Source organism: Shewanella sp. MTB7 (assembly GCF_027571385.1).
Classification (GTDB): Bacteria; Pseudomonadota; Gammaproteobacteria; order Enterobacterales; family Shewanellaceae; genus Shewanella.
Window position 1 is genome coordinate 3,902,751 of the sequence record NZ_CP085636.1, and the last position, 23,014, is coordinate 3,925,764.

The 23,014-nt window shown below is 42.2% G+C and carries 18 protein-coding genes; 4 read left to right on the plus strand and 14 right to left on the minus strand.

Annotation, left to right across the window (positions count from 1 at the left end; translation table 11 throughout):
* Positions 1 to 67: 67 nt before the first annotated feature.
* The gene (locus HWQ47_RS16935) at positions 68 to 1,600 is read left to right on the plus strand and encodes a DUF3612 domain-containing protein (RefSeq protein ID WP_269967238.1); all 1,533 of its coding nucleotides are present in this window, start codon (positions 68 to 70) and stop codon (positions 1,598 to 1,600) included.
* Positions 1,601 to 1,712: 112 nt separating this feature from the next.
* Here HWQ47_RS16935 and HWQ47_RS16940 read toward each other — a convergent pair whose 3' ends face one another.
* The 8 genes from HWQ47_RS16940 to rssA all read right to left on the minus strand — a co-directional run bounded on the left by HWQ47_RS16940 (position 1,713) and on the right by rssA (position 9,547).
* Positions 1,713 to 2,522: a hypothetical protein gene (locus tag HWQ47_RS16940; RefSeq protein WP_269967239.1), complete on the minus strand. Its 810-nt coding sequence runs from the start codon at positions 2,520 to 2,522 to the stop codon at positions 1,713 to 1,715.
* Positions 2,523 to 2,624: 102 nt separating this feature from the next.
* A complete protein-coding gene (gene ribA, locus HWQ47_RS16945) occupies positions 2,625 to 3,242 on the minus strand; it encodes a GTP cyclohydrolase II (RefSeq protein ID WP_269967240.1) in 618 nt (205 codons plus the stop codon).
* A 298-nt stretch (positions 3,243 to 3,540) separates the two neighbouring features.
* On the minus strand, positions 3,541 to 3,897 hold the full coding sequence (locus tag HWQ47_RS16950) for a YibL family ribosome-associated protein (protein ID WP_269967241.1): 357 nt from the start codon (positions 3,895 to 3,897) through the stop codon (positions 3,541 to 3,543).
* 258 nt (positions 3,898 to 4,155) lie between these two features.
* Entirely contained in the window at positions 4,156 to 4,626 is a 471-nt protein-coding gene (nrdG, locus tag HWQ47_RS16955) for an anaerobic ribonucleoside-triphosphate reductase-activating protein (RefSeq protein WP_269967242.1), read from the minus strand.
* A gap of 272 nt (positions 4,627 to 4,898) precedes the next feature.
* Positions 4,899 to 7,016 (minus strand): anaerobic ribonucleoside-triphosphate reductase, encoded by a 2,118-nt coding sequence (nrdD, locus tag HWQ47_RS16960; RefSeq protein ID WP_269967243.1) that lies wholly within the window; start codon positions 7,014 to 7,016, stop codon positions 4,899 to 4,901.
* A gap of 277 nt (positions 7,017 to 7,293) precedes the next feature.
* The gene (locus HWQ47_RS16965) at positions 7,294 to 8,007 is read right to left on the minus strand and encodes a hypothetical protein (protein WP_269967244.1); all 714 of its coding nucleotides are present in this window, start codon (positions 8,005 to 8,007) and stop codon (positions 7,294 to 7,296) included.
* Positions 8,008 to 8,224: 217 nt separating this feature from the next.
* On the minus strand, positions 8,225 to 8,494 hold the full coding sequence (locus tag HWQ47_RS16970; protein ID WP_269967245.1) for a response regulator: 270 nt from the start codon (positions 8,492 to 8,494) through the stop codon (positions 8,225 to 8,227).
* Positions 8,495 to 8,611: 117 nt separating this feature from the next.
* Positions 8,612 to 9,547: a patatin-like phospholipase RssA gene (rssA, locus tag HWQ47_RS16975; protein WP_269967246.1), complete on the minus strand. Its 936-nt coding sequence runs from the start codon at positions 9,545 to 9,547 to the stop codon at positions 8,612 to 8,614.
* A gap of 172 nt (positions 9,548 to 9,719) precedes the next feature.
* On the opposite strand from rssA, the gene HWQ47_RS16980 reads away from it, so the two are divergent.
* A complete protein-coding gene (locus HWQ47_RS16980) occupies positions 9,720 to 11,060 on the plus strand; it encodes a DEAD/DEAH box helicase (protein WP_269967247.1) in 1,341 nt (446 codons plus the stop codon).
* 73 nt (positions 11,061 to 11,133) lie between these two features.
* Here HWQ47_RS16980 and HWQ47_RS16985 read toward each other — a convergent pair whose 3' ends face one another.
* On the minus strand, positions 11,134 to 11,583 hold the full coding sequence (locus HWQ47_RS16985; protein ID WP_269967248.1) for a YHS domain-containing (seleno)protein: 450 nt from the start codon (positions 11,581 to 11,583) through the stop codon (positions 11,134 to 11,136).
* Between the two features lie 208 nt (positions 11,584 to 11,791).
* Here HWQ47_RS16985 and HWQ47_RS16990 point away from each other — a divergent pair, with 208 nt between their 5' ends.
* Positions 11,792 to 12,238 carry a DUF3010 family protein gene (locus HWQ47_RS16990; protein WP_269967249.1) on the plus strand — a complete coding sequence of 149 codons (447 nt, stop codon included), beginning with the start codon at positions 11,792 to 11,794 and terminating at the stop codon, positions 12,236 to 12,238.
* 117 nt (positions 12,239 to 12,355) lie between these two features.
* Positions 12,356 to 12,862, plus strand: a complete 507-nt coding sequence (locus tag HWQ47_RS16995; protein WP_269967250.1) for a M48 metallopeptidase family protein — start codon at positions 12,356 to 12,358, stop codon at positions 12,860 to 12,862.
* Between the two features lie 68 nt (positions 12,863 to 12,930).
* Here HWQ47_RS16995 and HWQ47_RS17000 read toward each other — a convergent pair whose 3' ends face one another.
* The 5 genes from HWQ47_RS17000 to HWQ47_RS17020 form a co-directional block, all read right to left on the minus strand.
* Positions 12,931 to 14,232, minus strand: a complete 1,302-nt coding sequence (locus tag HWQ47_RS17000; RefSeq protein WP_442802064.1) for a peptidoglycan DD-metalloendopeptidase family protein — start codon at positions 14,230 to 14,232, stop codon at positions 12,931 to 12,933.
* Positions 14,233 to 14,561: 329 nt separating this feature from the next.
* The gene (locus HWQ47_RS17005; RefSeq protein WP_269967251.1) at positions 14,562 to 17,618 is read right to left on the minus strand and encodes an AAA family ATPase; all 3,057 of its coding nucleotides are present in this window, start codon (positions 17,616 to 17,618) and stop codon (positions 14,562 to 14,564) included.
* Entirely contained in the window at positions 17,615 to 18,760 is a 1,146-nt protein-coding gene (locus HWQ47_RS17010) for an exonuclease SbcCD subunit D (RefSeq protein ID WP_269967252.1), read from the minus strand. The genes HWQ47_RS17005 and HWQ47_RS17010 overlap by 4 nt, the downstream gene beginning before the upstream one ends.
* A 563-nt stretch (positions 18,761 to 19,323) precedes the next feature.
* Positions 19,324 to 21,273 (minus strand): TonB-dependent receptor plug domain-containing protein, encoded by a 1,950-nt coding sequence (locus HWQ47_RS17015; protein ID WP_269967253.1) that lies wholly within the window; start codon positions 21,271 to 21,273, stop codon positions 19,324 to 19,326.
* A 563-nt stretch (positions 21,274 to 21,836) separates the two neighbouring features.
* The gene (locus HWQ47_RS17020) at positions 21,837 to 22,781 is read right to left on the minus strand and encodes a GGDEF domain-containing protein (RefSeq protein WP_269967254.1); all 945 of its coding nucleotides are present in this window, start codon (positions 22,779 to 22,781) and stop codon (positions 21,837 to 21,839) included.
* Between the last annotated feature and the right edge of the window lie 233 nt (positions 22,782 to 23,014).

Consider the following 23,014-nt stretch of genomic DNA (forward strand, 5'->3'; position numbering starts at 1 on the left):
ATTTGTAGTCTAGCTAATTTTTCATTACAATTTCACAATTAAAATTTTACATTGTGAATTTTACAAAATGAGCAAATCTCAAAGTCTAATGCGCAAATCACATTTTCTTGGAACCAAGATACGTAATCTAAGAAAGCGTAACCATCTCACCATGGAAGATCTATCAGCCAGGTGCATGAGAGTTGATCCTGAATCTGCCCCATCTATCTCATACCTGTCAATGATAGAGCGAGGGAAGCGAGTTCCCAGCGCGAATATGATGGCCGTTATCGCGACCGTTTTTCAAAAAGAGGTCGATTGGTTTTTAGATGATGTGCCAGAAGATCAGGCTATTACGCCTGAAAAGGGACGCCGTGGCGGCATAAGCGGTATGGCACTAGAGCCGAGCTTTCTTTTCTCCAAAGACATACTACAAATTGCCATTCCAGAGATGCTTTCACAAACAGGTATTACCGGCAGACAGTTTGCTCACCTGCTTATTCGAGCCCATCAAGAGCATCACCAAAATCACTTCCCCGATCTCGAACGAGCGGCTGAAGAGATAGGCATGAAACGAATGCCATTGGCAGTAGAAGACATTATGGATATCGCCAAAGGCATAGGCTTAACGATAAAGTGGGTCGATCGGGCACCACAAGATGTAATCGATGAGATGGGCGTCACCTCAACACAAGTTATTACCTCTTTCTTTGAGCCTCCCTCTACCATCTATGTCAATAAACGACTTCAAAACGTACCCTTTAGGCTTAAATACGATCTTGCAGTACACATAGGACACTGTGCATTGCACAATAAAGACGGTTTAAAGTCGGTATTAACCACAGGACGAAGCCAGATAGGTGCATCTGGAGAGCTTGGTACGCCCGCCTCTTCCACGGTTAACGCCCAAGACATCTTGCATGCTTGGCGCGATTTTGAATCCAGTTTTTTTGCTGGAGCATTACTTTGCCCCAAAGTGCCGTTCAGGCAACTACTCGACCGCCATGGCTATGAAATTAATGTTCATGAACAACTGGGGATCTCGGCATCCGTTGCCATGCGTCGCATGACCGTAGTGTCACCCTACCCTCATTGGCACTATTTCGATGCTTATGCTCCCGGAAAACTAAAAGCCGTATATAGAGGCAATGGCATTCCCCTTCCGTGGGGCAATATGAGACAAGTGCAAGATCCATGTCAACACTGGGCAGTATTTAGAATGATAAATGAGCCCACACAAGGCACCTCGGCACAGATATCGATCCTCAATGTGGCCGATGAGCCGAGAATTTACTGCTGCGAATCAATAAAGGTGGAAGATTTAGCGGGAAATAATCATGTGCTTTGCGCAGGTATCGATCTCAATCCAGCTATCGACGCCCAAGGCGGAGACTCACGGTCAATCGCTTCTGAGCTGAAACAAGCCTGTGTCGGTAAAAACGGTTCTGCTCAGATCCCGACTTCAATCAAGAAAGATCTAATGAGTGTCGCCAAGATATTGAACATAAACTGGATAGAGCGGGGGATCGAAAATGAAGCCAGACTTATCTGCTCAAGAGGTGCAGCCTGCCCTCGTCAGCCAAGTTGTTATGCATCAGGAAAAACTGAATGTGAAAATTGACCAGTGAGAATGAGATTGTAACGGTAATACCTATTAGTATGCGGCGTATTCTGGCTGTTCATATTTAACCGTAATGCCAGTGGTGGGTCGAGTGTTAGACTAAATAGGAAACTCAAATATTAAACGCCACACCTGGATCCCATTTCCAGACCTTACACTCAAACCTAACCTGTCGATGCCCATCCACTCCCAGTGGTATGGGCTTAGAAAAAGCTAAGGTCGCACCGAACTCAACACTATGAGACACAAGTACATTATTTTCAAAAGGAGTCACAAAGCGTAACTTATCAAAATACCAGTAACCAGCAGCAAAGATTCTGGGCTCAACATCTACACCTAACCAATTCCAACGCCAATGGATATCGGTACCAATATCGATCCCAGATTGTATCGCTGAATAGGTTTCAGCCTGAAAACCGTCAAAACTTCTGTAGCCCGCAAAAAACAAACGGTTAACCCAAACTGGCGTGTTTTGCTTAACATTTAGATCCAAAAGGCTCGAAACACCTGTGGACATAATGGCGACATTTGCTCCGGAATTTAAGTTTTTGCCATAACCCAGATCGAAATAAGTTTGAAATTCATGATCTTCAGCCGTACGCATACGATACTCAACACCGGGAGTAAAAGTAACGGTTCCAACACTCGACGGGAAGTCACCTCCAGGAATATCATCCCACTTAAAATTAAAAAAACCGAGTGAAATGGGAGTACGAAGCGTTAATGACTCGGTATCACTTTGTTGAATATTGAAACTTAACGGCAAGTTTACGACTGTCGTATTTTGCCCTGCCGTACGATACAGACCACTGCCAAGATAGTTTGCAAATGCATAGTGAGTAAAATCTTCTTCTGTTGCGTGAACAGGCAATGAAAGGGAGATAAAACATAAAACTACAAAGATGATTTTATTCAGAACCATACATTAACAAATAAGTGTATTTATATGGTACTGAATATAACGTGTGATAGGATAAAAATCTAGAATACCCAGAGAACGATCTATAAAAACATTCTACAAAAGCTATGAATCACCATCAACGGCGAAGTAATGTTCTGACATCATATGACCAAGCTCGGTAGACTTAGTTTTAAGATAAGCCTCATTGTATCGGTTTTTACCGACCTGTAAAGGAATGCGCTCAACAACCTTAATCCCTAACTCCTGCATCGCCTGCACCTTGCGCGGATTATTTGTCATTAGTCTGACTTGATTAATACCTATCTTTTCCATCATAGGTAAAATCATATCGTATTTACGCATATCAGCGGCAAAGCCTAATTTTTCATTAGCTTCTACGGTATTTGCACCTTGATCTTGTAACTCATAAGCGCGGATTTTATTCAACAAACCAATACCACGTCCCTCTTGACGTAGATAAAGAATAAAACCTTGTCCTGCTTCCGCAATATTCTGCATTGCAGTTTGCAACTGAAAACCACAGTCGCAACGTAAACTAAACAGTGCATCACCTGTTAAACATTCGGAATGAATTCGGCCTAACGTAGGGAGCCCAGCATCGAGAACACCAAATGTCAGTGCCACATGCTCTTTACCTGTCTCTGTATCTTCAAAACCATGCATATCAAACACACCCCAAGAGGTGGGTAACGTTGAAGAAGCGACATACTTAATCGACATGAAATAACCTTAACAACTCTCTTCCCTGAGACAACAATAAATCAAGAAAACAACGAGATGAATGTTTACCAATGAATAAAAGAAGCAAAATAGTACATTTTATTTCTCTACATAATAGGCCGAATTTTATCGTTTTTTTCCAATAAGTGAAATAGCTTAGCGATTTAATCGACTATTACTTCATCTTAAGGATAGTAGACCCACTTCATCAGCGCATAAGAGGATATGCTGAGCGACAACAAAAAAAATTGATATCGCTCACTAATAATTAATCGCTAGCTAACTAATTTATCAGTATTTAAAACTCTTTTGCTGCAAAGCCAGTCACAACCTTAATACCCATTTCACGGCCAAGTGCCGTCATGGGATGAACCACAACAAGACCCTTAACTGTTTTCTTGAACTTACCCATATCGGCTTGTTCTTCTTTCGTTAGCGCGCGGTTGAACTTCAAGCCCATGACCGAACCACCCTGTTTACTCAGTTCTCGAGTCTGCTGTGCTTTAACACTCGCAATACGCTTAGTCACTGCGTTTATCTCTTGTCTAAACTGCAACATGATACCTTTATCAGCGCGCTTTTCTGCTGCAGCTAATTTACGACGAAACTGTTCTAGTTTATCGCTGAGTCCATGAAGTTCTTCTTTTAAATTCATCTTCGTGCCTTAAAAATTCTATAAAATGCAAAAACAGCCTCAATACCGAAACGACTTATTAACAAGATAAATCCTGTTTTTAGATGCCGTTTAGCTACATATAATGGCTGTTTTATAATAATTAATTGGATCTGATGACGGCATTATAACAGCATCTGGGCGAATACAGTTACCGCTTTTCTGCGTGATCACCGAACACCTGAATTTCAAATAGACAATTGGCTTAACTAAATACCGCTCAAAAGAAGAAAATCAAGCTCACCCACCACTCAGGCAGTGAATAATTTGATTACTGCTTCCTCTGAATTGCAAACTGGGGTCCGCCAACACCTGCTCAAATTTTCCATCCACCAGCACATCAACATAAGCGATAATCGCTTTTTGCGCTTCACTTAACTCATCGAGTCGATAGCCAGACCAAAGCCAGATATCTTTCTCTGGACACTCGGCTTTAACTCGTTTAACTAAAGCGAGTATTGATGCTAGATTGTCAGGAAAAAGTGGATCGCCACCAGATAAGGATAATCCTCTGCGCTTAATGCGGGTGTCTTTTAAATCCCGCAACACTTGATCTTGCATCTGCTGATCAAACTCATGCCCGTGACTAGGATTCCAAGTCGACTGGTTATAACAACCGCGACACTGATGTTCACAACCAGAGACAAACAAGGTAGCACGGGTACCGGGTCCATTAATCACATCGACCGGAAAATATTGGTGATAATTCATCGCATTTTCTTAAGAGTTAATGAGTTCATAAAAAAATATCACCTCCGAGTAAGCTGAGTCGCAAAATGGCGTCTCACTTATCTGGAGGTTATCTATTTAAGAGCCAGCACAATGGATATCAGCTCTATTTATGCTTTAGCAAAAAAGTTCGTTATCTTTATGTTTTGCCACGGCAGTGGCTTACATAATCCATGCTTTAGCATAAAAAAGTCTGTTATCTTCATGCCTTGCCACAATAGTGGCCTACATAGAAATGCGCAGCAGCTCTATTGTTATAGGTGCTTCACTCTGCGCTTAACTTCTTCTTGCTTACCGAAATTAAATGGACGCGCATCTGGGCTGCCTAAATAACCACACACACGGCGTGTTACAGACACTCGGCTCGGCTCGTGATTACCACACTTAGGGCAGGTAAATCCCTTACTGGTACAGGAAAACTCACCTGTAAAGCCACAATCGTAACACTCATCAATGGGTGTGTTAGTGCCATAATAGGGAACGCGACTAAAACTGTAATCCCATACATCTTCTAAGGCTTCGATATTATGCTGCATATTGGGGTATTCCCCGTAACAGATAAATCCACCACTGGTTAATTCAGGATAAGGTTGCTCAAAATCTAATTTGTCATAAGGATTAACGGCTTTCTCAACATCAAGGTGAAAGCTATTTGTGTAATAACCCTTTTCAGTCACACCTTCTACCACGCCAAACACCTGAGTATCTAGTTTACAGAAGCGACTACAAAGGTTCTCACTCGGTGTACTGTAGAGGCTAAAGGCGTAACCCGTCTCTTCAGTCCACTTCTCTGTGGCAGCCTTCATATACTTGATAATCTCGATAGCCTTCTCTCGCAGCACTTCGCAATCATACAGATGCTTATCTAAACCAAACAGCGCGTTAATGGTTTCATGCAAACCAATATAACCAAGAGAGATAGAGGCTCGGCCATTTTTAAAGATACTTGAGATCTCATCATCGGCATTTAATCGCACACCACAAGCCCCTTCCATATACAGGATTGGAGCCACTCTGGCTTTCACGCCTTCAAGACGTTCAATACGAGTATCAAGTGCTTTACGGGCAATTACTAAACGCTGATCTAGAATCCGATAGAACTCGGCTTCATCACCTTTTGATTCTAAGGCAACACGCGGCAAGTTAAGGCTCACAACCCCTAAGTTATTTCGACCTTCATGAATTAACTCACCATTCTCTTCATAGGTGCCAAGAAAGCTTCGACAACCCATAGGCGTTTTGAATGAACCTGTTACTTTCTCGACCTGTTCGTAGTTAAGAATGTCTGGGTACATACGCATTGTGGCGCACTTAAGTGCTAACTTCTTAATGTCGTAGTTGCAATCACCCACTTTGTGATTAACACCATCACGAATAGCAAAAACCAGTTTAGGAAAGACAGCCGTTTTACGATTCTTACCCAATCCTGCTATCCGCACCTGCATCATAGAAGATTGGATTAGTCGAGACTCCCAAGAGATGCCTAAACCAAAACCAAAGGTCACAAAAGGGGTTTGACCATTGGCAGTGTGTAAAGTGTTAACCTCATACTCAAGAGACTGGAAAGCATCATGACACTCCTTCTCCGTTTGCGCAGTCGCGAACGCTTTTGCATCTTTTACCTCCCATTTCAGGGCGACTTGATAATGCTTGTCATAACTCTTCTTCACAAAAGGCGCGAGCACTTCATCGATGCGATTGATGGTAGTGCCACCATAAATATGACTGGCAACCTGCGCAATAATTTGTGCTGTTACGGCTGTCGCTGTCGAAATTGACTTAGGAGTATCTATCTCGGCATTACCCATTTTGAAACCTTGGGTCAACATGCCTGCAAGATCTATCAACATACAGTTAAACATAGGGAAAAATGGTGCATAATCGAGATCGTGATAATGGATCTCACCCGATTCATGGGCCGCGACCACATCTTTTGGCAATATATGTCTGGTCGCATAATGTTTAGCCACAATACCAGCAAGTAGATCCCTTTGAGTCGGGATCACTTTTGCATCTTTATTGGCATTTTCATTGAGAAGCGCGGCATTGCTCTGATCGACTAAACCACGGATCTCACGGTTTAAACGGCTGCTAGTTTCGCGGTGTAGATCTCTGTCATGACGATATTCAATATACACGCGTGCTAAGGACTTATATGGCCCTTCCATAAGTTGATTTTCAACCACATCTTGTAGGTCGTGAATATCAATCTCTTGCTTATCAGCCACAGATTCAGCGACTCTATTTGCCACTTGATTTGCATAACTATTATCTTCAATACCTGCCGAGATTGCCGCTGCTGCAACTGCATCTCTAATCCTTGTTTCGTCAAAAGGCGTGCGGTAACCATCTCGCTTAATAACCACTGGCATTGTTTATAATCTCCTCAAGTGAAGCTGCAATTAACACCACATATAGTGTTAGTTTAGATCGAAAGCACAATATGTTGCGTATTAAGCTACAAACTAACGTTGAGAACATTGATCTTGATCATATTATTGCGGATGTGAGAAAAGAACAAAACATAAGTGCCATTGAGGCCACTTATCTCATATTTGCCCCTTGACCATACCGATAAATCGGGCTAGATAAAGGATAAAAAAGGTAAAAGTTGTGGATAAAACTTACAAGAAAATTTTATTTCAAATGTTAATATTTTCCTAAAGCTAAGTAACTATTGAGCTGTCCGCCAGCTTGCTGACTATCCCCCATAGAGGAAGCCAGTTGCATCAAGGATTTAAGCCCTTGCCATTGATCTTTATCTTTCGCACTCATCTCAACATCGGCCTGTAGGTAAACATTCAGTTGAGAGGAAACCCGTGCGGCTTCTTGGCTGGTTTCTTTACTTTGTACACTGTCCATATTATCTAACACGGACTCTGCGTCATCCAATAACGTGATCAATACATTCGACATAGACTTGTCATCTTGAGATGTTTTTTCAAATTCATTGCGCTTTGATTGGATAAATGTCTTCATATCTTGCACTTTATCTTGAGACTTTGGCAGTTCGATGCCTCCCTGTGACAAACGGTTTAGTTGAGTTTCTGATAAAATACCGTCTTGATATAATCTCTGAACCAACTTAGGCAAATCAGTGCTTGAGAAATTACCATCAGCAAAAAAATCTTTCGCCATACTCTCAATCTTCTGCGCTCGAACGGCTCTAGGTGACAGGGACACCGACTCATCTTTAACCTGCTCCTTGCTGCCAACCTTCGACGAGTGACTGGTCTGACTTAAGCTCACTTTATCGCTATGCTTTCCTGCTTCAGCTTGGTTACTGTTGATACCATATTTATCAGCAAGACTAGTGTTAGTCAGCTGACTTGCTGTGCTTGTAGTATTAACGATTGGATTCATTGTCAAAAATTCGGCGTATTAGGAAGATATGAACATTCATATGCATTAATTACGCCGAAACTAATCTTTTAAATAAGGATTTGAAAATAAAGATGAAGAGGAATAAAACTCACTCAATTAATGTAAATTAAGCAGTTGCAACACAGTAGGCATTAACTCATTTTGTTTGATGGGTTTACAAAACCAACCAGTAGCTCCAGCAAGTTTTGCCTGATCTTTAAGCGCTGAACAGTTTGACTGTCGATACTATTAAGATAGGTATGCCGATATAAGATCTTAACTCTCTTAACTTTTGGATCAGCTCAATACCATTAAATTTCGGCATATAAAAATCAGTAATAACCATATCATAATCCACCAATTGAGCCGCTCGGTAAGCTAGAGCACCATTTTCAGCAAGGGTAACCTCAACACCATCATAGACTAGAATTTTCTTAAACATATTTCGCATAGCAAGTTGATCATCGACCACTAAAATTTTCTTCATATATTCAGTCCCGTTGACTACATACTAGAAACTTAGGGCTAAATGAATAACCCATATCCTGTATATTGTTCACTATTAGACCAAAAAGCGTAAAAAATAAGGATAAACAATTGTTTATCAGTAACCCTCCAATCTCACCTCAATTTGATGTCTGGCAAGTTTGACCGCTAACTCACCTGCGGCAATCGCCTCTTCAGCGCGATGAAATTCCATGGTACCGATATCTCCAACGTCTGGAATGAGACAGATATCAGGTGGATCACCCATTAACCTCGCTCGCTTATAGCGTTGCTCGAGTATGTCCATAGACTGTGACATTACAGCTAACATGCCAGGGTTTGAGCGACTGCCCATTGAAAATTTATCAGTCAAGTTAGTGACATAATCTCTACCTCGGGCGAGCAAATCCATAAACCCTGTTTCTTCATGAGCTTGGGCTTGTACTCGCTCTTCAACCGAAGGCTTATTACAGGCCATATCGATAGGTAGAACCTGCATGCGACCTCGCCTTTGGCCATTAAGATCCACCGCTATCACCACATCGACATCCATGGCCCGACTAACAGACACTGGCACAGGATTCACCACTGCACCATCGACAAGCCAACGATCACCTAGTTTCACCGGCGGTAAAATACCAGGCATAGAGCAAGAAGCGCGAATCGCATGGCGTAGATCCCCCTCTTTAAACCAGATCTCCTGTCCAGAATAGAGATCCGTAGCCACTGCAATTAAGGGACGCTGAAGCTGCTCTATCTGTAGATCGCCGATCCGACTTTGGATCACATCGAACACTTTCTCACCGCCAATCAGCCCACCTTTGCGCCAACTCAAATCCATCAAGCCCAATACGTCCCAACTGGAAAAGCTACGCACCCAAGTTTCAAGTTCATCTAGTTGATCGTTCGCATAAGCCGCACCAACAAGCGCACCAATTGAACAACCTGAGACTTTATCAGGTTTAATCCCCATCTCCGCCAACCCATTGAGCACCCCAATATGTGCCCAGCCTTTAGCAGCACCACTGCCTAACGCAATTCCAATCGTTGCCATTATCGACTCTCTACTTTCATTAATAACCCCTTATATCGCGACAAACGAATATTCGCAATAATAAAAGATCATCACCTAAAACGGAAATGAGATGAATCAAGTGTTCTCTATGGCTGAACAGCATAAACTTAGGTTATAATGCTCGGTCAAATTAATCTTGGAGCACCCCCCTTTGCAATTTACCGAATTTTCCCTGGACACTCGTCTATTACAGACTCTCGATCATATGGGTATCACGACACCTACTGAGATTCAGGAGAAGGCGATTCCCGTTGGTCTTGCAGGAAAAGACCTGATGGCGTCATCAAAAACAGGCTCGGGTAAAACCTTAGCGTTTTTGTTACCGGCAATGCAGAGAGTCATTTCAAGCAGAGCCTTGAGCAAGCGTGACCCAAGAGTACTTATTTTACTGCCGACTCGAGAGCTTGCTAATCAGGTTTACAGCCAGTTGCGTCTGTTAGTCGCCAATACTCAATACAAAGCCATGAAAATTCTCGGTGGTGAGAATTTTAACGATCAAGCTAAATTATTATCTCGTGAGCCTCACTTTATCGTTGCCACGCCAGGCCGACTTGCAGACCACTTAGCACAGCATCATATACACCTGAATGGCCTAGAGTTGCTTATTCTAGATGAAGCTGACCGTATGCTCGACTTAGGTTTCGCCCAACAGCTTAAAGCCATCAATGCCGCAGCCGATCATAAGCGTCGTCAAACCTTGATGTTTTCAGCAACCTTAGATCATGGTGAGATTAACGAGATTGCCGCAGAGTTATTGAAAGACCCTAAGCATGTGGCTGTGGGGGCTGGCAATATTGAAAACCAAGATATTACTCAGAAAATCTACCTGTGTGATCACCTTGACCATAAAGAAGCTTTATTACTCAGCATTCTTAAAAGTGGTAATCAAAAGCAAGTCATTATCTTTACCGCAACTCGCCAAGATACCGACCGTTTAGCCAAGAAGCTCGCCGAAGATGGCTTTAACACAGCCTCGCTCAGTGGCGATCTTAACCAAAACGCCCGTAATCAAATCATGGATCAATTTAGCCGTGGCATGCAGGATATTTTGGTGACAACCGATGTCGCATCCCGTGGTCTCGATCTATTGAATGTCTCTTTGGTTATTAACTTCGATATGCCTAAGCTACCCGAAGAGTATGTACACCGAATCGGTCGTACTGCGCGTGCAGGCGCTAAAGGAGACGCGGTATCTTTAGTTGGACCTAAAGATTGGGTTAACTTTAAACAGGTGCAACAGTTTTTGAATAGAGGCTTCGAATTGAGCACTATCGAAGGTCTTAAAGGCAAGTTCTCAGGCCTAAAAGATAGGCCTAAGGCTGGCAAGAATGTATCAAGTAATGCCAAGCGTACTAAAGTAACGCCTAAGAAAAATGCTAAGCCGAAGCCTAAAGTGGCTAAAGATAAGCGCTTTATCACGGGCATCGATATTGGTGATGCGCCTATGTTAAGAAAGCCTAAATCTAAGCTGCAAGATACACCTGAAGATTAATCTTCTTTAATATGATTAACATTAAAAAGCCCTACCGCTGTAACCGTGATAGGGCTTTTTTGTAACGAGGCGCTTATTTTGTTAACTTCTTGTCCCACTGCTTATCGGCGCGATCGACATAACTTTTGGTGTCTTCAAGCCAAGTTTCTCTGACCCCTAAGCTGTAATTCAGGTATAACTTATCATTAAGAACAGTAAAGGCTTCCGGTACCGTGTCGACCACAAAACCGTGAGACATGGCATAGGCACAGTAACCGCCATATTGCGGCAGATACCGCTCTGGCTGATATTCAAACTGAGCTAGATTCTCAGCAGAGCTAAATAGCCAAATCACCTGTTCATGCTCGACCTTAAATAGCTCACTTCCCTTCACAGGGGCATTTTCTGCAAAATAAGCAACAGGATCATAGCCATTAATTGCCACTCCCTTTTCGACATAAACTGGATGTTTATCTAAACTGGTGCAAGCTGATAAGAAAAGCACTAGCACCGCGACTAAGTAGCCATATCGAATATTGTTCATCCTTTATCCCCTCTAATGATTTTTCTGATCCTTGTTCTCATGCAATAGAAGACCTTTAAACCTTAAAGTTAATTTCATGAGCAAATATAAACCCACTGTACTTTTATGGTTTTTTCAAAGGAAAATCTCATTCAGTTAAATCTAAACGCTGACCCTCGACACGTTTCACTGTACAATGCGCGCAATATTGTTTTATTTAAGGTGTAACATGAGAGTTTGTGGCGTTGAATTAAAAGGTGGCGAAGCCGTTGTCTGCTTATTGAGCTATGAAGGTGAGACTTTTAACGTGCCTGATTGTCGCCAACAATCATTTGTAATTTCACACTCAGAAGCGACAGAATCGATCCGTGATTTTCACTTTGCATTCAGTAAATTGATGCAAGATTACCATGTCGATAAAATCGTGATTATTGCCCGTGAGCAAAAAGGTAAACTAGCCGGTAGTGCGACCAGCTTTAAAGCTGAAGCCGCCATCCAGTTACTCGATTTGCCAGTGATATTAATGTCACCTGTCACAGTGAAAGAGCGCCTAAAGCGTAATCCACCTCTTGTCGACTTTGATGGGTTAGAGCTTAAACGCTTTCAAAAGCCTGCATTTGACGTAGCTTATGCTTATCACAATCAGCATATCTTCAATGTTTGGGACAATGTGTAACCTAACCTGAACAAGGGGATAAGTTACAGTCTCAACAGAGCACGAGCCTAGTATCTACTAGGTTCGGCTTTCTCATCACGCTATGCTCTCAATATATTCACCACAGTCTGACTTATTATGAATCCACTCAAATACCTCAATGGCTATCGGCAAGAGATACAAGATCAAGTTTCCAACCTACTTAACGATGATAAACTGAAAACGGTCTTACTCAAACGCTACCCTAAAGCCCATGAAATTCGTACCGATAAAGCACTGTATGACTATACGATGGCAATTAAAAACCAGTATTTGCGTAAGTCTCAGCCACTATCGAAAGTTCTCTTTGATGATAAAATTAGCTTAAGCCACCAAGCACTAGGCTTGCACTCTTATGTGTCTCGAGTGCAAGGAAGTAAGACTAAGGCTAAAAATGAGATCCGTATATCGTCACGATTAAAGCGCGTGCCGGAGCCATTTCTGCGTATGTTGGTCGTCCATGAATTGGCCCATCTGAAAGAGAAAGATCATAACAAAGCCTTCTATCAACTTTGCTGTCATATGGAAGGGGATTACCACCAGCTCGAATTTGATCTGCGCTTGTTACTAACCCAAATCGATCACCACTCGAACCCATACGCTTAGCACTCAGTATTGTAACCAAAACGCCAGTATCTCTCTGCTGGCGTTTTGGTTTGTAATGAACAATAAGCTTAGCTCATGCCCATCATCATTTGGCGTATTCTAACCAGCTGCTGAAACTCGCTCATCTCTTTATTCGATAACTGGCTTGCCATGGGAATATTGGCTTTCATCGCATTCACCGGACGACCATTTACATGGAACTCATAGTGAAGATGGGGACCCGTTACCCGTCCAGTATTGCCAGATAGCGCAATAACTTGACCACGGGAAACCCGCTGACCTTTATGCACCAATGCCTTAGAAAGATGAAGGTAACGAGTACGGTATTTATTTCCATGCTCAATCACTACATAGGTTCCAGCATAAGGATGTTTAGTCACCATTGAGACTATACCATCACCTGGAGCGACAATCTTGGTGCCTATTGGCGTAGCGAAATCGGTGCCGTTATGGTGCGTGACACGCCCAGTGACGGGATGATGTCGATTACGATTAAAGCTGGAGCTGATACGATAATTGGCCTGCAACGGTATACGCTGAAAAGCGCGGGATAAGCTACGACCTTGATCATCATAAAAATTTCCGTCACGGTTTTGATAAGCATTAATATCGCTGCGACCACGGTGGATGGTAACCCCTAATATTTCACTTGCCCCAGTTTCATTACCGTCAATAAACTGATCGTTCATCAAAACAGAGAAAGTATCGTCAGCTCTAAGGTCTCTGGAAAAATTTAACTTCTCTTTTAGCAAGGACTCGACACGCTGAATTTCAGCAGCATTCAAGCCTGCTCTTTTCGCTGACACATAGAAAGAACCTTGAATATCGCCAGAAACGGTGCGACTTTGCCAGATCCCATCGATATTGATCTCTTCAACCTTATAATCACCATCATCAAAACGACTAAACACCACTTGTCGTGCAGCCGAAAAATAAAGCTCAAGTTTTTGCAACTCGCCTTTATCATCCAGCCAGAAACTGATCTTATTGCCTGGTTTTAGCGTGTCCAATGCTAGAACATCAAGATCAGCCTCAAGCACATGATGCATGGTATTTTGATCTACACCCGCCTCAACAAACAAACCACTTAAGGTATCGCCAGAAGCAATACTCTTGACATAATCGGGCTTACTGCTTAACGCTTCAAAAGGGGGTGAGGGTGTCAACTGTGCCACTAAGGTGTCAATATCGAGATCGATGGGAATACGTTGAGGTAAAAATTCCTGTTGACTGGGCCATAAAATCGCCGCGCCTAACAGCAGTCCAGCACCCAAAATAAGTTTCTTGTGAACATTCGACTTCTGCGAAAATGACAACACCTGAACATTTAACTGCGGCATCTTAAAAAATGATGTTTTACGAATATGCAACTTTAGCCCCATCTAACTTTATTATATTTTACATCGAACTTAACTCACATGAAACTGGAGCAATCCTGACATGAATACATCACCTATCATTGCAATGAAATTACAATATCCTCAGTGACTTTCACGGTTTAGTTACAAGTGTAAAAAACTGAAACGATTAGTCTTAAAATTATACTAGCAAGTCAATTTATACCAAAAAAAAACCAATTTACAAACTGTTCCACGAAACAAATTCAATAATTATTATTAATGAATACCTAAGCTCAGGCTAACAGCTGAGCTTTAGATCCCTTCCGCTTTCAACTTTAAAGCTTAAAAAGCTTAAAAAGCTATGGCAATACAATGACCGTCTTACTGCCATTGATCGTTTTGATGATATCGATGCGAGTACCAATCTGTTCTTTCATCTCTGACACATGGGAGATAACCCCAATCATGCGGCCCGCAGACTGCAGATCCATCAAGGTGCGAATGGCTAAATCCAGCGAGTCTTGATCTAAGCTGCCAAACCCTTCATCGATAAACAGAGTATCTAGCTTAATTCCTCCCGCATAAGCCTGCACCACCTCTGATAATCCCAATGCCATCGATAAAGCAGCCATAAAGCTCTCGCCACCGCTTAAGGTCGCAACAGGACGCACCTTGGAGGTGTAAGCGTCTTCAACTTCCAATTCAAGCCCAGAAGCCTTATTACCTTTAGACCTATCTTCTTTGCGTATTAATCGATAACGCCCTTTACTCATTAACTGCAGACGATGACTCGCTTCGAGTAGCACATCGTCGAGTAACACGCTAAGGACAAACCGCTGCAAGCTAATTTTATTGCCTGTCTGACCGTTGGTGACATCAGACAAAGTGCCGATAATCGCGTATTCATCCTCTAACTTCTTGGCCCGAGCATCGGCATCCTTCAACTGTTTTTGCGTTTGAGTCAATTGTGTCACTCGGCCATGTAAGACTTGCCATAGCTGTTCGGCTTCTCGTTGCTTAGCCTTAGTCGCCACTAAACACGCTTCAACTTCACTCAGTTCAGGTTTAACCTGTTCGAACAACTTCTCATTAAGTTGGGTTAATGACGTTTGGTTAGCAATACATGCCTGTTGATAATCTGCAATGTCATCACTTATCCGTTTAACCTCTTCAGCCGACAACAAGGCCTGTACTAATGCTTGTTTATCATTAAAACCGGATGACGATAGATGTGAAATAAGCTCTGCTTGCGCCCTATCACTTTGATTTTTTGCCTGACTAAAGCTTGACTGAGCCGCTGCAAATGCTGCTTTGTGCATAGCATCTTGCTCAAGAGCTTGAGTATGCGACTGGCGAATCGTGCTTATGTTTTGCTGAATAATTGTTAACTTCTGTTTCACTTGATTTATCGCACTGTTAAGCACATCTAAGCTACGCTCTTGTTCAGGTACTGTGGCGAGCACCTGTTCCAACTTTCCCTGAAGCTCAGAGACTCTATTCTGTAGCCCTTGAAAGATATCTCGCTCAAGGTCAAGTTGAATCTGTAACGCCCTCTCTTTTGACTGCCACTCTTGGATCTTCTGCCTAAGTTTAGTTAACATCTTAGCTGCGGTATTAGCTTGCTCAGCTTGCCCCTGTAACTGTTGTTGATGTACCTGTAGCGAATCTAAAGAGTGAGATGACCACTCACCGAGTCTTTGTTGATACTCATCCCTTAGCTTCACCTGCTCCTGTAACTGGGCCTTTAATCCTTTGTAGTCGGAAATAAGTTGATTTAAGGCATAATTTGCCACTTCACACGCCTGCTTGCTTGATTCTAAATCCTCTTCAGAGGGCAAAGCATGCTCGCTATAAGCAAGATTGGGGTGCACAGCACTACCACATACAGGACAAGGCTCTCCAGGGTTAAGTTTTTGCGCTAATACACTGGCCTGCCCGCGATGCCAGATCAGTTGTAGTTGATCATAAACATCTTCTCTGTCTTTGGCATCGAGACGAAGCTGCTTGCCTTTCTCCTCGGCTTTCAGCAACGCTTGTTGGGTTTTATCTGCATTACCTCTCGCTAGCTGCCATTGATGATAGCGCTCAACAGTGTCATTGTGAGCGGTCACAGTTTGCTGGACATTCACCAGCTCAGTAGCCTGCAGTTCCAGTTGGGGAAGTTGCAGTTCAGCACCGTGCTTATCTGCCAATAAAGCATCTAATATAGCTTTGCCTTTAATCCCTTTATCTTTAGCTTGCCCAAGACTACTATTGGCTTGGATTAGCTCTTTTTGCAGATTATCCAGCCCCTGCAACTGTGGGATCAGCTGAGTTAATCTCATCTCTTCACCCTGAGACTGTTGTAATTTCAGATCTTCTTCGTCCAAAGTAGTAAATTTAGCTTGAGCAAGTGTAAGATCTTGCTCACTGTGCAGCTTGGCTGACTGGGCTTGTGTTATCACGTTCTGAGCTTGAACCACCTCAGACTCACGAGCCAGCGACGCATCTAACATCGGCTTGATTTGCAGTGCTTTTTGGCCATTTTCAATTTGATATTGACGCTGTTCAATACCCACTTTTTGCTCAGCCAACAATGTCGCCATCTGTTGCAATTTAGCTTGAGAGTAGAAATCACTGATCAACACTTTGGCAGATTCAAACTGTTTATTAACCTCAATCAACGCCGACGTCGCCAGCTCTTTACTCTCAGAGGCACTGGCGAGCTTAGGCGATATATCTGTCAGCTCAGCAGTCAAGGCTTCATCAGAGCCGAGCTCGACGCTTTGAAGTATACCGTCACGTTTATTACGCCCATCTCGCACTTCATTACGGATAGCTGATGCTTGAAGTTTCAATTTATCTTCAATCTTTCGATAAATTTGCGTCTGGAACAGCTGACTAAATATCTTCTCTCTGTCTTTAGAGTCTGCCATCAACAACTCACGGAACTTGCCTTGGGGCAATACCATTACCTGACGGAACTGATCGGCATCAAGGCCAGTAAGTTGCTCAATCTCTGCAGTGGCTTCAGAGACCTTGCTCGCCACCAGCAGATGCTCTGAGCCATCTTTGTCTATCCGATACAACTGAGCTTCCGGCTTTTGCACCGTAAAACCCTCGCCACTTTTTTTGGCTCGATGCTGCTCTGGTACTCGACGGATGCGATACTGAAACTCACCTAAGCTGAAACTAAAGGTCACCTCTGTCAGTAGGTTATTATCTGCCACATCACAGCGCATCTGACTGCCTTCACGCTCATCACCAGTGGTTTTACCATAAAGCGCAAAGCAGATAGCATCGAGGATGGTGGTTTTACCCGCACCAGTCGGTCCATTGATTAAAAAAAGCGGGTTGGTGCCTAAAGCAGAGAAATCAACCTCTTGAGTCGAAGCAAACGGACCAAATGCAGACATACTCAGAATAAGTGGCCTCATGACGTACTCTCCACTTTATGTAGCTCATCAATGGCATTGACCATCACGGCTTGCTGCGCATCAGTCATAGGCTCACCAGAGACTTGAGAGAAAAAATCAGTGAACATATCGAGTTCGCCCTTTTTAATATGATCACGACCGATAGCAAGCTGGCTATTATTAGCCATCAAACCGGTACGTTCCAGATGCAATACATTGGGATAAACGGCTCTGAGCTTGCCCATGGGATCTAAAATAGCCTTCTTGTCCAGCAACCTAACCATCAGGTAATCGTCTCGATGCAAGTCAACTTTACCCAGTTCAAGTAGCATATCGAGCTCACCTTCAATAATACGTACATCGCGCATCGCACTCAGAGGTAACAGTTCAATGCTCGCCTTGCCCTCGGGCGTCAGCTCCACTAAAGTCACTGACTTCTTCTGATGCTGCTCACTAAATGAATATTTTAAGATGGAACCTGAATAGCGAACATGCTCCTCGCCCTTATACTGTGGTCCGTGAAGATGACCTAAAGCAGCGTAACTAAAAGGAGTAAACACAGTGGGAGAAATTTTATCCGCGCCGCCAATACTCAGAGGACGCTCAGATTCAGACTCACAGCCGCCATCGAGGAAACAGTGACTTATCACTACCTTGGGTAAATCTTGGCTATCATGCTCAATAACCTGTTCAAGCAGTTGCGCCATCGCTTGTTCGTGGGTGCTCACGTCAGAATCAAACACATGACGCACCATCGCAGGGTCGGCATAGGGCAAACCATAGAAAATGGCATTACCAGACTTACCCACTATTTCTATCGGCACCAACACATTATTGAGAGGGCCTATAATATGTAAACCGCTCTCCCTCATCTGCCTAGAGGCAAAGCCTAAACGTTCATGACCATCATGGTTACCAGCGATCATAACAACGGGGATATTGAGTTCATTGACTAAGCGATTGACCACTTCATCAAGTAAAGCAACCGCATTGGCTGGCGGTATAGAACGGTCATAGATGTCACCGGCAATAATCACTGCGTCGACATCATGGGTCACTGCCAACTCAACAATTTGCGTCAACACATGACGCTGATCTTCAAGCAAACTCTGGTTATGAAGTTGACGGCCAATATGCCAATCCGAAGTATGGATAAATTTCATGCATTCTCGTTTAAAAATGAGGAAGATAGTCAAACATTTGAGCTTGCTATAGTAAGAAAACTGAAGCTTTTTCACAAGAACAAAGGCGCTGCCAGATAAAAATGTTGTCGCTTATGAGATAACAAATTGGGGACTTGTCCGATAACAAGTTTCAAGTCTCTTTATGGTTGGCTCATTGGGCAGGTTTGATGTTTATTTGAATTATTGATTGGCATGGCTTTCATTTGTATAAATTGCTTGCAGCAGGCCAAACGTGCAGATACTTCTGAGGGACGCTGTAAAACCATCCCTGGCCGCTTAACAAAAACATCCTTTTGATACCCTCAGCCGTATCACCACCTGGTTATCAATCTCTTAGATTAGGCTTTCTAATATGAATTAAAATAAAAGATAAAGTGTAAAAGCTTTTGAACTTATCGCAGCAAAGCGCTCTAGCAGTGAGCTTGCGAACGAACTCGCAGGCACAAAGTGCCATCCTATCCACTTCAACAAAACAAAAAAGCCCTTATTAATGAATAAGGGCTTTGGTCTTAACCTGCGTATTACTGTTTTTTAAGTATTAACTATAGTTGCCAGTTAATGCCGACAAAGACTTGGCGACCCGCTTGTGGCATAAAGTCACTTTGATAATAAAGTTCATCAAACAAGTTAGTAGCTCTAACATATAGCTCTAAATTATCATGCAGTATCTGTTGGCTCACGCTGAAATCAACTAATGTATAGTTGTTTAACTGAACGCCTTTGCCGTTCACTTGATCGATGATACGTTCTGCATTTAAACGCGTCGTTAAACCAAATGAGAAATCATAACTCGCTTGTAAGCGTAGGTTGTGAGTAGGACGGTATTGTAGACGTTCATTCGTCACACTATCTTCTGTGTCAATATAGCTATAAGCAAAGGTTAATCCTAAGTTATCAAAATAACGATTAGTTAGCTGCAGATCGACGCCCATAAAACGGTAGTCACCAATATTTTGCTCTTGCTTGTTGTCATCTTTAGCTATGTAATCATCAGCTTCAGTAATGTAACTACTAATATCTAATTGGCTATCAAAAGGTAAAGATTGCTGTAAGCCAAGTTCAAACTGGTGAGCAACTTCCGCTTTAAGGTTTATATTACCTCCCTCAACCGCGTATAAATCGCTAATTGATGGATAACGTACTTTTCGAGCAAAACCGGTGTGTATACGACTTGAATCTGTGATTTGATAAAATGCTGATGCTTGCACTGAAAAGTCAGTTTCGCTATTAATATCGCGATCATAATTATGCACCGCAGCACCTAAGCTGTAACCATATTGACCATCGTCTTGATATTGGTATTCTGCAGCGCCCGTATAAACGATGATACTTTCATCAATATCGCCAGAGCCTCCTTGACCACCACCTGAACCTGACCCGTCACCACCGGCTTTAACGCTGCGCATGTTACTGGTATGAGAGAACCAATCTTGCTTTTCTACAATAACCGATGTGGTTAATACGGCGCCATAATCAAATTCGCTAATAAATTGAATATTAGTACCACTGACTGTCGAGGTGCTTTCGACAATGCTATTCAAATTATTCATTCTGTGGTTATAGAAGTTCTCAACCATATCTGTTTGGTTATAGTAAACAAAACCACGAACAGCATATTGCTCGTTTATTTCATGTGCGGCACCAAGTTGAATGCTTTGTTCGTTATAATCTTCTACCCTTGATGGCGCTTTTTTACGATCAACTGTGGGTGATTTACCCCATTCACCATCACGTTGGCTATAGTTTGCCATCAACTTAGTTGAGTCATTGATGAAATAACTACCTTGAGCATAATAGTTAGTTAACTTTCTATCCGAGTTAAAACGCACATCACCGATTTGATTACGCGTATCTTCAAAATCATCTGACATCGGCGTGCCATCAGTTTCTTGATGAGTGACACTCATAATACCTTGCCAGTTATCACCAGAACCCGCCGCGCTTATATCTGCATTGAGGGTATTGTCTGGGGCTGATTCAACTTTACCTGACAGTGACGATGATTCATCACCTTGTTTGGTGATAATGTTGATGACACCTGCACTACCACCAGGTCCGTATAGTACAGAACTTGGACCCACAGAGACTTCAACTTGTGCGATTTGATTAGTTGGGATCACACTTGGATCAAACTGACCATCTTCAGTGCTACTTGCAGGTACGCCGTTAATTAAAAAAGTAATATGGCGAGTTTTTAAACCACGAATATCAACACGTGGTGTAGAGTCACCGCCGACTCGAACATATACACCTGGTACATTCTCAATGACTTGATCAAATGTTTGTGCGCCTGAAGCAGCGATCTCATCTGCATCGATGACCCACTTAGTGGTAGACATTTCGCTTGCTTGAAGATGTTCCCCTTTTACAACAATAACCTCTGCGATATCAAAGATACGATCGCGTTCAATCTCATCTGCAGAAACAGGACTGACTAAGCCCATCGCAAGCGTTAGGCTACTTAATGTGAAGATATTTCGGGTTATAGACATTCGTTTATACTCAATTAGGCGGTTGTAATATCATTTTCGCGGCGATTATTAACAGCCCACTAATATCGGTCAAGCTTAAGCTACCAGAACAGGGATCTAACCGACTTATTACTCCATTTAACGGCGAGATATCACAGGAAATAGGCCGTATTCAGTCATTTTGGGATACTCTTTCTATCAAACCTTAGTCAAACTTCGAATTTAAACTACGTCAATGTCATTATTAAATTACACTGCACATTTAATAACCAATATTATTTCCTATTTCTTACAATGACTTAACTCGAGATCGTAAAATTAACTAACTGATTAAGCGAACATTTATAGACACGAGTTTTATCATATTACGTCTGAATATCAGGAGGTGACCAAATAGTCTCATCACGCCTAAACTTGGACATTATGTCCCTTACAATAAGAATGGACAGCAGATACTTAGCTAAAAAGTTGACTCTTATCTGTTTATTAAACTAAATCACTTGCTGCGGCGTTATATTGCATAACCAACAAGTATGGAAACGAGGGTAACTCAGCCAGATTGGATAATTTGTTAAAACTATTTTTCAAGTAGATATAACTCTATTTTTTCCATTTCGTTTTGCTTTATATAAAGCATCATCCGCACGTTTTAAGGCTGTTCCATAGGAAGAGTCTCTCAATGAAATAGTTGTCACACCGATACTGACAGTGGTGCATGCTCCTTCAAAACTCCACTTATTGAGTTCCAAGTTAAAAAGTTCGCGCAATCGATTAGCAAGGTGAACCGCCTCCGCCAGTTCAATACTTGGTAAGACAATAACGAACTCATCTCCGCCCAAACGATATGCAGTATCAATTTTCCTTAGTTCTGACCGACAAACATTTGCAACAGCAATGATGGCTTCATCACCGACATGATGTCCATACGTGTCGTTGAGTAGCTTTAGGTTATCGAGATCGAAGAGCAAAATAGAAGTTGGTTCTGAATATCGTGCAAATGCTTCATATTGCAGTATTAAATCTTGCTCAAGCCTCCTTCGATTGAAAAGGTTTGTAAGCTGATCTTTATCACTTAATTCACGAAGTTTGATTTCCTGCTCATGTCGAACTGAAATATTACTTGCAACCCATAGCACAATTTCTTCATCATCGATAAGGAAATCAAGTGCATAAATACGTCCTTCGAACCAGATCGGTTTATCTGGTCCTTCATCAAGTAAACCTTTTACATCTTTATTGCTAAGTTCATATTCTACTATCAGCAACTTTCTAGATTGAAGAGCCTCAACAATTTTCTCATCAAACCAATCCGCTTTTTCCGGTTTAATCAAATCAGATATATATAGACCGACAAGCTTAGAGCCATCATGATAATAACGGGGATCTCTACCACCAAACACTGCCAAATATCTACCGCTACGGGACAATAAAAATGCAGGATCAGGTAATGAAGCAAGAACGCAGGACATGTGCTCGACATTACTCATTAAACAATCCATGAAATTGACTTGAGAAATGGTTGAATTCATATATTCACAACTCCTTTTAATTCCATCTAAGTTGGTTAGAATATGCTTATGTAACGTTAACGAAAATAATGCTTTTACTTATAAAGTAATATCTTACTGACTTATGGCTGCAAGGCAAGTGAACTAAGTTTATTAGTCTTCTTTTTACAAAATCTATCCTATGCCAGCGATTTTAATATTATAATTAAAACATCGGTAGCATCGTAAATCCTTTTCTTAAACTTTTCACTTAG

Excerpts from the sequence above, each read along its gene's own strand:
- HWQ47_RS16935 (WP_269967238.1), top strand. The coding sequence starts at position 68 with ATGAGCAAATCTCAAAGTCTAATGCGCAAATCACATTTTCTTGGAACC.
- HWQ47_RS16940 (WP_269967239.1), bottom strand. The coding sequence starts at position 2,522 with ATGGTTCTGAATAAAATCATCTTTGTAGTTTTATGTTTTATCTCCCTT.
- ribA (WP_269967240.1), bottom strand. The coding sequence starts at position 3,242 with ATGTCGATTAAGTATGTCGCTTCTTCAACGTTACCCACCTCTTGGGGT.
- HWQ47_RS16950 (WP_269967241.1), bottom strand. The coding sequence starts at position 3,897 with ATGAATTTAAAAGAAGAACTTCATGGACTCAGCGATAAACTAGAACAG.
- nrdG (WP_269967242.1), bottom strand. The coding sequence starts at position 4,626 with ATGAATTATCACCAATATTTTCCGGTCGATGTGATTAATGGACCCGGT.
- nrdD (WP_269967243.1), bottom strand. The coding sequence starts at position 7,016 with ATGCCAGTGGTTATTAAGCGAGATGGTTACCGCACGCCTTTTGACGAA.
- HWQ47_RS16965 (WP_269967244.1), bottom strand. The coding sequence starts at position 8,007 with ATGAATCCAATCGTTAATACTACAAGCACAGCAAGTCAGCTGACTAAC.
- HWQ47_RS16970 (WP_269967245.1), bottom strand. The coding sequence starts at position 8,494 with ATGAAGAAAATTTTAGTGGTCGATGATCAACTTGCTATGCGAAATATG.
- rssA (WP_269967246.1), bottom strand. The coding sequence starts at position 9,547 with ATGGCAACGATTGGAATTGCGTTAGGCAGTGGTGCTGCTAAAGGCTGG.
- HWQ47_RS16985 (WP_269967248.1), bottom strand. The coding sequence starts at position 11,583 with ATGAACAATATTCGATATGGCTACTTAGTCGCGGTGCTAGTGCTTTTC.
- HWQ47_RS16990 (WP_269967249.1), top strand. The coding sequence starts at position 11,792 with ATGAGAGTTTGTGGCGTTGAATTAAAAGGTGGCGAAGCCGTTGTCTGC.
- HWQ47_RS16995 (WP_269967250.1), top strand. The coding sequence starts at position 12,356 with ATGAATCCACTCAAATACCTCAATGGCTATCGGCAAGAGATACAAGAT.
- HWQ47_RS17005 (WP_269967251.1), bottom strand. The coding sequence starts at position 17,618 with ATGAGGCCACTTATTCTGAGTATGTCTGCATTTGGTCCGTTTGCTTCG.
- HWQ47_RS17010 (WP_269967252.1), bottom strand. The coding sequence starts at position 18,760 with ATGAAATTTATCCATACTTCGGATTGGCATATTGGCCGTCAACTTCAT.
- HWQ47_RS17015 (WP_269967253.1), bottom strand. The coding sequence starts at position 21,273 with ATGTCTATAACCCGAAATATCTTCACATTAAGTAGCCTAACGCTTGCG.
- HWQ47_RS17020 (WP_269967254.1), bottom strand. The coding sequence starts at position 22,781 with ATGAATTCAACCATTTCTCAAGTCAATTTCATGGATTGTTTAATGAGT.